11 protein-coding genes are annotated in these 13,404 nt (G+C 63.1%); 7 read left to right on the top strand and 4 right to left on the bottom strand.

Annotated features, from left to right (window positions below; translation table 11 throughout):
• Positions 1-63 precede the first annotated feature (63 nt).
• Positions 64-1,041 carry an aldo/keto reductase family protein gene (locus tag Tam10B_RS04310; RefSeq protein ID WP_093960027.1) on the top strand — a complete coding sequence of 326 codons (978 nt, stop codon included), beginning with the start codon at positions 64-66 and terminating at the stop codon, positions 1,039-1,041.
• Between the two features lie 366 nt (positions 1,042-1,407).
• Here the strand turns inward: Tam10B_RS04310 and Tam10B_RS04305 are convergent, their stop codons facing one another.
• From Tam10B_RS04305 to Tam10B_RS04295, 3 genes are all read right to left on the bottom strand, one after another.
• Entirely contained in the window at positions 1,408-2,652 is a 1,245-nt protein-coding gene (locus tag Tam10B_RS04305; protein ID WP_093960026.1) for a pyridoxal phosphate-dependent aminotransferase, read from the bottom strand.
• Between the two features lie 275 nt (positions 2,653-2,927).
• Entirely contained in the window at positions 2,928-3,110 is a 183-nt protein-coding gene (locus Tam10B_RS04300) for a hypothetical protein (RefSeq protein WP_093960025.1), read from the bottom strand.
• A 30-nt stretch (positions 3,111-3,140) separates the two neighbouring features.
• On the bottom strand, positions 3,141-4,748 hold the full coding sequence (locus tag Tam10B_RS04295) for a Y-family DNA polymerase (protein ID WP_093960024.1): 1,608 nt from the start codon (positions 4,746-4,748) through the stop codon (positions 3,141-3,143).
• A 279-nt stretch (positions 4,749-5,027) separates the two neighbouring features.
• On the opposite strand from Tam10B_RS04295, the gene purF reads away from it, so the two are divergent.
• From purF to Tam10B_RS04265, 6 genes are all read left to right on the top strand, one after another.
• Positions 5,028-6,569 carry an amidophosphoribosyltransferase gene (purF, locus tag Tam10B_RS04290; protein ID WP_093960023.1) on the top strand — a complete coding sequence of 514 codons (1,542 nt, stop codon included), beginning with the start codon at positions 5,028-5,030 and terminating at the stop codon, positions 6,567-6,569.
• A gap of 205 nt (positions 6,570-6,774) precedes the next feature.
• Entirely contained in the window at positions 6,775-7,809 is a 1,035-nt protein-coding gene (purM, locus tag Tam10B_RS04285; protein ID WP_093960022.1) for a phosphoribosylformylglycinamidine cyclo-ligase, read from the top strand.
• Positions 7,810-7,908: 99 nt separating this feature from the next.
• The gene (gene purD, locus Tam10B_RS04280; RefSeq protein WP_093960021.1) at positions 7,909-9,174 is read left to right on the top strand and encodes a phosphoribosylamine--glycine ligase; all 1,266 of its coding nucleotides are present in this window, start codon (positions 7,909-7,911) and stop codon (positions 9,172-9,174) included.
• A gap of 489 nt (positions 9,175-9,663) precedes the next feature.
• On the top strand, positions 9,664-10,527 hold the full coding sequence (locus tag Tam10B_RS04275; protein ID WP_093960020.1) for a LysR family transcriptional regulator: 864 nt from the start codon (positions 9,664-9,666) through the stop codon (positions 10,525-10,527).
• Between the two features lie 154 nt (positions 10,528-10,681).
• The gene (locus tag Tam10B_RS04270) at positions 10,682-11,320 is read left to right on the top strand and encodes a sugar O-acetyltransferase (protein WP_093960019.1); all 639 of its coding nucleotides are present in this window, start codon (positions 10,682-10,684) and stop codon (positions 11,318-11,320) included.
• A 62-nt stretch (positions 11,321-11,382) separates the two neighbouring features.
• Positions 11,383-11,991: an NAD(P)H-dependent oxidoreductase gene (locus Tam10B_RS04265; RefSeq protein WP_233133580.1), complete on the top strand. Its 609-nt coding sequence runs from the start codon at positions 11,383-11,385 to the stop codon at positions 11,989-11,991.
• Positions 11,992-12,006: 15 nt separating this feature from the next.
• Here the strand turns inward: Tam10B_RS04265 and Tam10B_RS04260 are convergent, their stop codons facing one another.
• Entirely contained in the window at positions 12,007-13,125 is a 1,119-nt protein-coding gene (locus Tam10B_RS04260) for an aldose 1-epimerase family protein (RefSeq protein ID WP_233133579.1), read from the bottom strand.
• Positions 13,126-13,404: the final 279 nt, after the last annotated feature.

The raw sequence follows: 13,404 nt of genomic DNA, 5'->3' as shown, positions 1-13,404 counted from the left end.
TTGAAGGCCTACTCTAGGTATGCAACTGATTACAAAGGGATTCCGCTCAACCAAGGAGCATTTGTGAAGTATCGCAGCGTAGGAAAGTCCGGACTCAAGATCAGCGAGATCGCACTGGGCAGCTGGGTGACGCAGCTCAACGATTCCGCCGAGATCGACACGGCGCGCGACATCGTGCGCCTCGCCTACGATTCCGGCATCAACTTCTTCGACTGCGCCGACGCCTACTCGGGCGGCGACGCCGAGCGATTCCTCGGAGAAACGCTCAAGCAGTACCCGCGCAAGGAGCTTGTCATCTCCAGCAAGGTGTACTTCCCCACCGGGGACGGCGTGAACGACCGTGGCCTGTCCCGCAAGCACATCTTCGAAAGCATCGATCAGACGCTGAAGAACATGCAGACCGACTACATCGACCTGTACTACTGCCACCGTTTCGATGAGACCACCGATCTGACCGAGACGCTGCGCGCGATGAGCGATCTCGTGGCGCAGGGCAAGGTGCTCTACTACGGCGTCTCCGAGGAGTGGGGCGGCGCGCGTCTCGAGGAGGCGCAGCGCATCATCGACCGCTACAACCTGTATCCGATCACCGTGGTGCAGCCGCAGTACAACATGATCGACCGCTACATCGAGCACGAGATCATGGGCACGTGCCGCCGCCACGGCATCGGCATCACCACGTTCTCGCCGCTCGCGCAGGGTCTGCTCACCGGCAAGTACCGCAAGGGTCAGCCGCTGCCGGCCGGGTCGCGCGCCACGTGGCAGGCCGATCATCAGATCAACGATCTGCTCACCGACGAGAATCTGGACAAGGTGGAGCAGCTGCGCAAGGTGGCCAATGAGCTCGGCGTGAGTCTGGCGGTGCTGTCGCTGGCGTGGATCCTGCAGCATCCGGAGATCAGTTGCGTGATCGCCGGCGCGAGCAAGCCGAGCCAGCTGGAGAGCAACCTCAAGGCATCCGGCCTGGTCATCCCCAACGACGCAATGGCCGAGATCGAGGGCATTCTCGGATTCCACCGCTTCGAGCGCCACGTGGGCTGACGGCTCGCGTTCGGTTGCCGCCCGGTGTATGAGAAAATGCGCCCTGCGCGATTCGTCACGACTCCGAACGGGGTGGAATACATTCGGGCTGCGGTCTGTGGTGGTGCCGCGTTTGCGGTTACGTTCCATCATCGCTTCCAAGTGGAACGTAACCGTAATTGCCATCTCGGTTACGTTCCGTTCCCGATTCATGATGGAACGTAGCCGAAGCGACCTCCCCGGTTACGTTCCATCATCAATGCAAGACGGAACGTAATCGAAACGTCCGGCATGAGTACGGTTTGTTTTACCTCGGGAACAGAACGTAATCGCCAAAACGAGTCAAAACTGGTCGAAGCGAATCCGGACAAGTCGAAGCAGGAGCGTCTACAGTGTGGCGGCAATGCGCCGCACGGCCTCGCGCAGCTCCGGCTCGGACTTGAGCAGGCTCAGACGAATGTAGTCGCGTCCGACCTTGCCGAAGCAGGTTCCGGGCAGCACGGCGACGGCGGCCTGGTCGAGCAGATGATCGGCCAGGCTCTCCCCCGTCCAGCTGCCCGGCACGCGCGCCCACACGTAGATGCCGCCGGCGGAATCGAACACGTTGAGTCCGGCCGCGCGCAGTCCTTCGGCCACGATGCGGCGACGGGCGGCATACCGTTGCGCAAGCTCCGCCACGCACGACTGATCGGATTCCAGCGCGACCACGCCGGCATCCTGAATGTTGCCGGTGATCATGGATCCCATCTGATAGTGGTACAGCTTGAGCCGCGCGACCACGGCCTCGTTGCCCGCCACGAATCCGGCGCGCCAGCCGGCCATCGCGTACATCTTCGACAGCGAGCACACCTCCACGGCCACATCATTCGCACCCGGCACCTCGAGAATACTGTGCTGCTGGGCGTCCGGCGCGTTCACATCACCGTTCACCCCCACGCCTAGACCGGAGTACGCATAGTCGTGCACGATCACGAACCGGTGCTCGTGCGCCAGTTCGACCGCTCGCCGCAGGAACGACAGCGGAGCCTGTGCGCCGGTGGGGTTGTTCGGATAGTTGAGCACGAGCATCTTGACCCGATCCCAGGTCTCCGCCGGCACCGCGTCCAGATCAGGCAGGAAATCGCGGTCGGCGAGCGCGGGCAGCAGCACTTCCTCGGCGCCGTGCATCACGGCCATGCAGTGGTACGACGGATAGTATGGGTCGACGAACGAGACCGCGTCGCCCCGGTCGATGAGGATCGCGTAGAGTCCGGCGAGACCGTCGACCGCGCCTTCCACGGCGAACAGTTGGGTGGTCCAGTCGAGTTCGACGCCGTGCACGCGTCGGTACCAGTCGGCGGCCGCCTTGAGGAATGTAGGTTTTCCATCGAATGGCGTGTAGCGCGCGTTGGCCGGATCGTCGATGGCCTGTTTGGCGGCGTCGCGGATGAATGCGACCGGGTAGGCGTCGGGATTGCCTTTGGCGAGGTCGATCACGTCCACGCCGGCGGCCACGGCCCGCGCAACCTTCTGGTCGGTGACGGCGAACACGTTGGGCGGGATCGATTCGGCGATGGGTGCGAACGGCACCGGGCATTGACCTGACTGGCGTGACTGGCGCGCGGATTGCGATTCAGCTTCCGAAGCGGACATTGCAGATTCCTTCCCTTGCCGCCGGCGACGAATTCCATGGTTCCGGCCAAACCGCGCTTGAATATACCGATTTTGCGGCGATTTCGCATCGGCGTTGCTATAGAGCGAGATTATTGGCGGTGCAAAACCGCCGGGATGCCTCTTTCCGACGCACTCTTCGGAATGGCTTTCGTAGAGTGCACGATGCAGAGGCGGCGTTTTCCTTGAAATTGCAACGCTGCAGTTGTCCCGATTTGCCGCACTCAACGGTTCCCTTCCGGTTGTGTGCGACGGAATCAGTCATCCTGGGTTCGCAAGCGCTCGGCTACGGCGGCGAGCGCGTCTTCGTAGCCGGTGAGCGCGGCGAAGGGCATGAACTGGGCGGCGCGATTGTGCATGGGCATGTGCGGATGGCGGGTTGATTGGTGGTGCGGCAGGTCGATGATGTCGTCGTAGCGGTGGGTTTCGTTCAATGCCATAACTTTCCTCCTTCTATCTCCTTGTATGCGTTACGCCGCGTGGCCGCCGATCTGGCTGTTGCGCAGCCGGCCGGTGGCGCCTTCCTCGAGGTTCATGCCCTTGAGTATGGCGTTCTTGCCGAATTTGCGTTTGATGTCGATCAGGGATTGCTGGATATCGTGTTCGCGTTGTTCGCTGGCACGGTCGGCCGCATGCGATGCCGCACTTGTCCCAGCGACCGCGCCTCCCGCAACGACTTCGGTCGTCTGGCCCGATTCACTTGTGTTTCCGCCATCCGAGAACAGGTCGGGCTGCTCGTATCGATGCCCTTTGGGCATTGGCGTGCCGATCTCGTGCAGTCGTTCTACGACGACGGTGATGCGTCGCACGCTCAGCGCTGGGTCCACGATCCGGTCGTATATGCCGGTCATGGCGTCGAGGATTCGCCGCGTGGACGATGTGTAGTCGCCGAGGTCGGCCGACCCGTGCACCGGTTTGGGGACCGTGCGTCCGTACCAGTCGGTTTTGGTCGGACCGGGGCTTTTTGCCGGACCGTGACCGTCGGCTGCGTCGCGCACATTACTCGCGTCGTATCCGATCGCCAGAGTCACGCGGTCGGTCTCCATTCGCTTGGACACCATTTCGAGTACGAGCAGGTCGGTCATCTCCTTGACCACGAGTCGTGCGTGCGCGTGATCATACGGCTGCTGCAGCACCTGCCCGGAGCTGATGCTCGTGTCGGCGGGTTTGTATGCCTGGATGTCGGCGATGGTGCACGGCTCCCATCCCCACGCGTGGTCGATGAGCAGTTCCGCGTTCACGCCGAACAGTCGGTAGAGCAGGTCCTCGTTGTAGTAGTCGGAGGCGCGGCCAAGCGAGCAGCGTGCGATGTCGCCCATGGTGTTGAGCCCGTGCGCCTGGAGTTTCTTTGCGTATCCGCGGCCGACTCGCCAGAAGTCGGTGAGCGGTGTGTGGTTCCACAGCAGCCGGCGATATGAGTGTTCGTCGAGTTCTGCCACGCGTACGCCGTCGCGGTCGGCGGGCATGTGTTTGGCGACGATGTCCATGGCGACCTTGGCGAGATACAGGTTGGTGCCGATACCGGCGGTGGCAGTGATGCCGGTCTGATTAAGGATGTCGCGCACGATGATGCGGGCCAGCGCGTGCGCGTTCATGCCGGCGGCGCGCAGATAGCGGGTGGCGTCGATGAAGACTTCGTCAATCGAATAAACATGGATGTCTTCGGCTGCGGCGTATTTGAGATAGATGCCGTAGATGTTCGCGCTACATTCGAGATAGTGCGCCATACGCGGCTTGGCGGCGATGTAGCCGGCAGCGAGATTCGGATTCGTGGCGAGTTCGTTCGCGTTTGTTGATTCGCCGATCAAATGTCGGCCGGGCGCATGCAGACGACGATCGGCGTTGACCTCGCGCATCTTCTGCACGACCTCGAACAGTCGAGCACGACCGGGCAACCCGTATGCCTTGAGCGACGGCGACACCGCCAGACAGATCGTCTTCTCGGTACGCGACACGTCCGCCACCACCAGATTCGTGGTCAGCGGATCCAGTCCCCGTGACACGCACTCCACCGACGCATAGAACGACTTGAGATCGATCGCGATGTAGGTGCGCCCAGCATTCCGTTGCTCAAACATATGTTCGATTATATCGGGAGAAATATGCGGGGATGGCGGGGTCGAGGTGGCGCTCCCCTCAGTCGGCGTTGCCGACAGCTCCCCTCGGGGAGGGGAGCCAGAGAGTTGAAGCCAGAAAGTCCGACACGGATGTTGTAGGTCCGACATGCGGACCTTTTGCGTGCGGGGGCGGGGATATGGTGTATGGGCGGCGACGCGGAAGTGAACTGTTGTAGCCCTTGGTTGGTAGAGTTTGGGAAGCGACGAATCCCTTGACTTTTCTACGGAAGGAGCGGTTGCTTGTCCGCCGAACTGGAAGAAATTCATGAAGAATGCGGCGTCTTTGGCGTCTGGGGACACCCCGATGCATCTCGCCTCACCTACTTCGGGCTCCACGCCCTGCAACATCGAGGCCAGGAGGGTGCCGGCATCGTTTCCAACGACAACGGTCACCTGATCGGCCACCGCGGACTCGGCCTGCTCACCCAGGTGTTCGGCGACGAACGCGAGATCGCCCGCCTCAAGGGTAACCGGGCCATCGGCCACGTGCGTTACGCCACCGCCGGCTCCGGGTCCACCGACAACATCCAGCCGTTCATCTTCCGCTTCCACGACGGAGACATGGCCCTGTGCCACAACGGCAACCTCACCAACTGCCGCACCCTGCGCCGCAATCTCGAGGACGAGGGCGCGATCTTCCACTCCAACTCCGACACCGAAGTGCTCATGCACCTGATCCGTCGCTCCAACCAGCGCACGTTCATGGACAAGCTCAAGGAGTCCCTCAACACGGTGCACGGTGGTTTCGCCTACCTGATCATGACCGAGGACGCCATGATCGGCGCGCTCGACCCGAACGGCTTCCGTCCGCTCAGCCTCGGCCGCATGAAGAACGGCGCCTACGTGCTCGCCTCCGAGACCTGCGCGCTCGACGTGGTGGGCGCCGAGCTCGTGCGCAACATCCGCCCCGGCGAGATCGTGGTGGTCAACGACCACGGCTACAAGATCGTGCAGTACACCAACAAGACCCAGCTGGCGATCTGCTCCATGGAGTTCATCTACTTCGCCCGCCCCGACTCCGACATCTACGGCGTGAACGTGCACTCCGCCCGCAAGCGCATGGGTGCCCGCCTCGCCCAGGAATCCCCCGTCGAGGCCGACATGGTCATCGGCGTGCCGAACTCCTCCCTGTCCGCCGCATCCGGCTACGCGGAGGCCAGTGGTCTGCCCAACGAGATGGGTCTGATCAAGAACCAGTACGTGGCCCGCACGTTCATCCAGCCCACGCAGGAGCTGCGCGAGCAGGGCGTGCGCATGAAGCTGTCCGCCGTGCGCGGCGTGGTCAAGGGCAAGCGCGTCGTCGTGATCGACGATTCCATCGTGCGCGGCACCACGTCCAAGCGCATCGTCCAGCTGCTGCGCGAGGCCGGCGCCGCCGAAGTGCACATGCGCATCAGCTCGCCGCCGCTCAAGTACCCGTGCTTCTACGGCATCGACATCTCCACCACCAAGGAGCTGATCGCCGGCAAGAAGAGCGTCGAGGAGATCCGCGAATACATCGGCGCCGACTCGCTCGCCTTCCTCTCCCTCGACGGACTCGTCGAAAGCATCGGCCTGAACACCGAGGCCCCGTACGGCGGCCTGTGCGTCGCCTACTTCAACGGCGACTACCCCACCGCGCTCGACGACTACGAGCAGGACTTCCTCAAGTCGCTCACCGCCGAGGATCGCGTGCGACTGCCCGAGTTCGCGCTATACAAGAGCAAGTACATCGGCAACGAGTACTCCTGCCAGGTCGCGGAGACGGACGGCGACACGACCACCGACAATGACAACGAATAGTCGATGACGATCGGTCGTGTCCGCGGATGCGACGACGTTCCGAACGCACGTCACGCCCGACGCACGTCACGCCCATGGGCACGACCGATCGTCATCGACCGCACCGACCGCATCAGTTCGTCGGTGCATCAGTCACAATCAACGGATTTTCACGAACCATCAGATCACATCGATACCCCATCGATATCACCCAGAAAGGTGCATCATGCCCCAAGCGTATGAGAATGCTGGAGTCAGCGTCGAGGCCGGCTACGAGGTCGTCAAGCGCATCAAGTCGCACGTCGCCCGTACCAACCGCCCCGGAGTCGTCGGCGGCATCGGCGGATTCGGCGGCCTGTTCGACCTCGCCTCCCTCGGCTACAAGGAGCCGGTCCTGATCTCCGGCACCGACGGCGTCGGCACCAAGCTCGTCGTCGCCAAGATGGCCAACAAGCACAACACCATCGGCGTGGACTGCGTGGCCATGTGCGTCAACGACATCGCCGCCCAGGGCGGACAGCCCCTCTTCTTCCTCGACTACATCGCCTGCGGCAAGAACGACCCGGCTCTGCTCGAGCAGGTCGTAGCCGGCGTGGCCGACGGCTGCGTGCAGGCCGAAGCCGGCCTGATCGGCGGCGAAACCGCCGAAATGCCCGGCATGTACGACGAAGACGAATACGATCTCGCCGGCTTCACCGTCGGCGTCGTCGAAAAGTCCGACATCATCGACGGCTCCACCATCGCCGACGGCGACGTGCTCATCGGCCTGCCCAGCTCTGGCGTGCACTCCAACGGCTTCTCCCTCGTGCGCAAAGCCCTGTTCGAACAGGCCGGCTACACCGTGGACACCCAGCTGCCCGAACTCGGCGACGCCAAGCTCGGCGACGTGCTGCTCACCCCCACCAAGATCTACGTGAAGACCCTCAAGCCGCTCTTCGCGGCCGGCGTCATCAAGGGCGTCGCCCACATCACCGGCGGCGGCTTCATCGAAAACATCCCGCGCATGATCCCCGACGGCCTCGCCGCCAGCATCCAGCTCGGCACCTGGCCCGTCCTCCCCATCTTCGACGTGCTCGAAAAGGCCGGCGAAATCGACCACATGGAGATGTACAACATCTTCAACATGGGCATCGGCATGGTGCTCGCCGTGGCCAAGGACCGCGCCGACGAAGCGCTCGCCATCCTCAAGGAGCACGACGAGCCCGCCTACGTCATCGGCTCCATCAAGCCCGCCGACGGCACGCAGATCGAACTGCACTAAGTTCACCCTCTTCGACCATCAGCCCCCGCCCAACCGCGGGGGCTTTCCACCGATCGCACCGATCGATCCCACACTGAATCTGAAAGGAACACAAGGACCATGGGTCAGAAAGTCCTCGTCATCGGCTCCGGCGCCCGCGAACACACCATCTCCCACACCCTCCTCAAGGGCGACACCGTCAGCGAAGTGCACTGCGCCCCCGGCAACCCCGGCATGGAATCCGACGGCATCAAGCTCGTCCAGATCGACGAATCCAACCATGCCGAACTCATCGAATACGCCAAGCAGAACGGCATCGACTGGGCGTTCGTCGGCCCCGAGGTCCCGCTGATCGAAGGCCTCGTCGACGACTTCGAAGCCGCCGGTATCAAGGCATTCGGCCCCAACAAGGTCGCCGCCCAGATCGAAGGCTCCAAGACCTTCGCCAAGGAGCTCATGGAACGCCACAACGTTCCCACCGCCGCCTACGCCACCTTCGACAACCTCGCCGACGCTCGCGCCTACGTCGAAGCCAAGGGCGCCCCCATCGTCGTCAAGGCCGACGGACTCGCCGCCGGCAAGGGCGTCACCGTCGCCATGACCGAGGACGACGCCTACAAGGCCCTCGAAGACATCTTCGTCGACCACCGCTTCGGCGCCGCCGGCGCATCCGTCGTCATCGAGGAATTCCTCGAAGGCCAGGAATTCTCCCTCATGAGCTTCGTGCGCGGCAAGGAATTCTGGGCCATGCCCATCTCCCAGGACCACAAGCGCGCCTACGACAACGACGAAGGCCCCAACACCGGCGGCATGGGCGCCTACAGCCCCGTCCCCCAGATCGCCCAGAGCGTCATCGACCAGGCCATCGAAACCATCGTCAAGCCCGTCACCGCCGCCATGGTCGACGAAGGCACCCCCTTCAACGGCATCCTCTACGCCGGCCTCATCGCCACCGCCGACGGCCCCAAGGTCATCGAATTCAACGCCCGCTTCGGCGACCCCGAAACCGAAGTCGTCCTCCCCAAGCTCACCTCCGACCTCGGCGCCGGCATCTGGGCCCTCCTCAACGGCGACTCCCCCGTCTTCACTTGGGACGACCAGCGCGCCACCCTCGGCGTCGTCCTCGCCTCCGACGGCTACCCCGTCAATGTCATCAAGGGCGCCCACGTCCCCTCCATCCCCGTCGACCCCGACTCCCACGTCTACTACGCCGGCGTCCAGCGTGACGGCGATCACCTCGTCGCCAACTCCGGCCGCGTCCTCCTCGTCGAAACCACCGCCGACACCCTTCAGGCAGCACAGGACAAGGTGTACGCGATCATCGACTCGCTCGAAACGCCGGGGCTGTTTTATCGCCACGACATCGGTGCCAAAGCCCTGAAGTGACGTAATGGAGCGACGTCGGCGTTACGGCAGACTCGACGTACCGCTGTACGCCTTCGCCTGCCGCGCCTTGACGACGCATGCATTACGTCACTTCAGGAAGGAAAGATAACGGAGAGTCTTCTGCGTTGCAGCGGATTCGACGTACCATCGTACGCCTTCATCCGCTGCGCCTTGAAGCCGCACGCGTTATCTCACTTCAGGCACTTTCGTTGGCTCCCCTCTTTGAGGCCAAGGCCGATCTGAAAATGCCGGCGGTATTTTCAGGCCTTGGGCGAGCCGACAGGCGAGCCAGCAAACTGCGGGCGTAGCCCGTCCATACTTGCAGGACGAGCTGTCTGCCAACGGCAGACTGAGGGGAGTCTTGGCCAAAAAGCATCTGCTCGCGCCTCCCCTCAGTCGGCTATCGCCGACAGCTCCCCTCGGAGAGGGGAACCAGAAGGGATCTGTATCGGTGGATTCTCGCGCCAAAACGTAATGGAAAGAGGCAATATGGAACTGCGGGTGCTGCGGTATTTTCTGGCGGTGGCCGAGGAAGGCAACATCACCTGGGCTGCCCAGCTGCTGCGCATCTCCCAGCCCACCCTTTCCCGTCAGCTCAAGCAGCTCGAGGAGGAGCTCGGCGTCACGCTCTTCCATCGTGGCCCCCACACCATCACCCTCACCGACGAGGGACGACTGCTGCGCGAACGGGCGCAGACCATCGTCTCACTGGCCGACAAAACCGAAATCGAACTCAAGCAGACCGAAAACGAGATCAGCGGCGAAATCGTGATCGGCTGCGGCGAGGTCCGAGCCATGACATTCCTCTCGCAGCGCATGACCGCCTTCCGCAAACTCCATCCGAACGTCCGCTTCCAGGTGACCAGCACCACATCCGACGTCATCCAGGACCAGATCGAGCAGGGACTCATGGACTTCGGTCTGCTCACCGAACCCATCGACGTCAGCCAATACGAATACCGTCGTCTGGACGTCCCCGACCATTGGGGCGTGCTCGTCCCCGAACACCATCCGCTGGCCTCCCACGACGCGGTCACACCCGACGATCTCACCGGCACGCCGCTGATCCTGCCCGCACGGGAATCCGTACGCAAGGTGCTCGTCAACTGGTTCGGCACCGAACGCGCCGAACGGCTTACCATCGCCGGATACTGCAACCTGCCCAGCAACGGCGCGAACATGACGGCCAACGGCATGGGCCTGTTCATGTGCTACGACCTCGGCAACACCTACCCCGACGTGCGCATGATCCCACTGAGTCCGACGCTGACATGCGGCACCGTGTTCGTATGGAAAAAACAGGGGGCGCGCTCCCCCGCGGCGACGGAGTTCGAACGGTTCGTGAATTCGTAGGGAGCACACCGGTAAAGGCATCATGCTTTATGGGCATGAGTCGGCATGAATAATACCTATTGGATATTGCTTTTCGTGAGCGGTTCAATGAAGTCAGCTCAGCAAACCCCAGTGCCACAATTGCACGGAGAACCGCCTTCGAAAAGGAACGATCATGACGAACAGTCCCGGCAGACCCGAAAATCCAGACACCCCAGACAGCCCCGATATCCCAAGCATCCTCGAACGGGATCGCAGCGGCATACCCGTGTCGCCGTTCGACCCCGAATACGCCGCGATCAGCAGCATCATCCGCGAATCCATGCGGCTGTGCGCCGAACTCAACGCCGGTTATCACACGCCGGAGGAGACGCACGACATGTTCGAGCGGATCGTCGGCCATCCGGTCGACCCGACGTTCCGCATAAACCCGCCGTTCCACACGGACTTCGGCCACAACATCACCGTCGGGCGCAACGTATTCGTCAACTGGGGATGCGTGATGATGGACCGCGGCGGCATCACCATCGGCGACGGCACGTTCATCGGACCGAACGTGCAGCTCATCACCACCAACCACGACCGCAACCCGTACAACCGCCCCACCACCATCTCCCGGCCCATCACGATCGGCGAGCGCGTGTGGATCGGCGCGGGCGCGATCGTATTGCAGGGCGTGACGGTGGGCGACAACGCGATCATCGGCGCCGGCGCGATCGTCACGCATGACGTGCCGGAGAACGCGATCGTGGCCGGCAATCCGGCTCGGGTCATCGGCAATGTGGCGGATTCGATTCCGACGCATTCAGCGTAATGGCGACGAACGGCGGTATGGTGGAGACGGTATAACGACCGATTACCGGCAAAGGAGCAGATATGGCCGAAAACACAGCAAGCGAGGCAGCCACGTCGAACGAAAGTCCGTCCCTCACCGCGCCCGTGAAGACGCTGGTGCTGGTGTTTCATCCGGATCTCGAGGGCGCGTCGCGCGTCAACAAGGCGCTGGCCGCGGCCGCGCGCGCGGTGGGCAATGTGACCGTGGTGGACGAGTATGCGGCGTACCCGGCGGCCGGTTCGCATCCGGGCGCCGCGGCGATCGACGTGGCCACCGAGCAGGCCGCGCTACTCAAGGCGGACCGCATCGTCTGGCAGTTCCCCATGTACTGGTACTCCTCCCCCGCGCTGCTCAAGCAGTGGGAGGACGATGTGCTCGCCTTCGGCTGGGCGTATGGCCCCGGCGGCGACAAGCTCGTGGGCAAGGAGTTCCGCTGCGCGGTGAGCTGCGGCAGCACGGCCGACGAGTACACGCCCGAGGGCAAGTTCCGCGCCACCATTGACGAGGTGCTCAACCCCATGCGCATCACCGCCGAATACGTGGAGGGCAGTTGGGGCGAGCCGTTCGCCGTGTACGGCTGCACGCCCGAGCAGACCGACGCGCAGATCGACGAGGCCGCCGCGAACTACGCGCAGTGGCTCGCCAAGTAGAAGAACGTCGAAGCGCTACGCGAGCAGGGCGTCGCGGCGGGCGATGAGCGCGTCGATGGCCTCACCGCCCTCGATCACCGTGAAGGTGACGGTCTTGCGCTCGCTGGTCTGCGGCGCGATCATGTGCAGGTCGCCGCGCTTCTCGTGCCAGCCGCGGCCGTGCACGCTGGAGTTCGACGGTTCGAGGCCGACCACGTAGTCGCCGGAGCCCATCGACTTCCATTCCATGAAGTACGGGAAGTCCTTGGCGGCGAAGTCGATGACGACGCCGAGACCGAGACCACGGTTCACCACGGCGGCGAAGCTGCGGCCGTTGGCGTCGGCGGCCAGATCGTGCAGGTACACGCTTTCCGGCTTGTTGGCCTCGGGCGCGCCGATCTCGCTCCACGGGGTGGTGTCGGCGGCGGTGGTCTCGTCGCGCGGCGTGGCCCTGCGGCTCGGGATGATCACCCGGGCGCCGTCGTCGAGCAGCGGCCAGCCGAAGTTGCAGTGGTACATCCACATCAGCGGCTCGTTGCGGAAGGACTCGTTGGTCACCTCGTCCTCGACCGTGATGGACGGCGTGCCATAGACGCTGGTGATGCGGCGGCGAAGCACCATGTTCTCGCCGAACAGTTCGGCCTCACGCATCTCGCCGCTCAGCTCCAGCACGTAGTCGCCGTCCTCGTTCCAATAGGCGTCGGAGCAGACGTGCTCGGCGGGCGTTGTGCGGATGCGGCCGTGCATCGGATAGCTGCCGGCCGGGTAGTCGCCGCCCTCGGGCGTGACGTACGGCGCGCAGATGTTCTCGAACCCGCAGGTGAAGAACAGACCACCCATGATCGAACGCTGCGCCTCCAAACCGTTGGTATCGAACTGGTTGCGGCCGTTGAGACCGGGCTTGGACAGGAACGTGAGGTTCTCGCCGCGGTATTCGATCTGCGCCACGTCCAGCGCGCGGTCTGCCATGGACATGAAGCGCAGCGGTCCGTTCTTCACCTCGATAGCGCGCAGGCCGTGGGCCCGGCCCTCCTGGTATTCGATCGGGCGCACGTAGGCGGCCTGCTGGACGCTGCCCATGTGGGCGAGCATGTCGGTGCGGGTGGGCTTGCCGCCGATGCTGCCGTTCGCATTGCTGTTGGTTGACATATTCATACCTTCCTTCCGGTGGCACTTACGTCCTTACGGGAGTGATCACGAATCCGCGTGGCTTCCATGCCTGCAGTCTGACCCCCGAGTTATGAAATCGGTTTCATTATCCATCGTCGATTGGACAGCGGCATCACCGCAACCTATCTCTCGTTCGCTAGGTACTTACGCTCGACGACAACGGTCTATCTCCCGCTCCTTAGGTACTTCCCAAAGTAGATGCCGGCACAATTAGATAGTTCCAGCCCGAAAAGTACCGCAAACAACTACGAAACGACGGCATTC

The organism is Bifidobacterium vansinderenii (assembly GCF_002234915.1).
Taxonomy (GTDB): Bacteria; Actinomycetota; Actinomycetes; order Actinomycetales; family Bifidobacteriaceae; genus Galliscardovia; species Galliscardovia vansinderenii.
The sequence above is the reverse complement of the archived record's forward strand: the minus strand, read 5'-3'. Positions and strand labels throughout refer to the sequence as shown.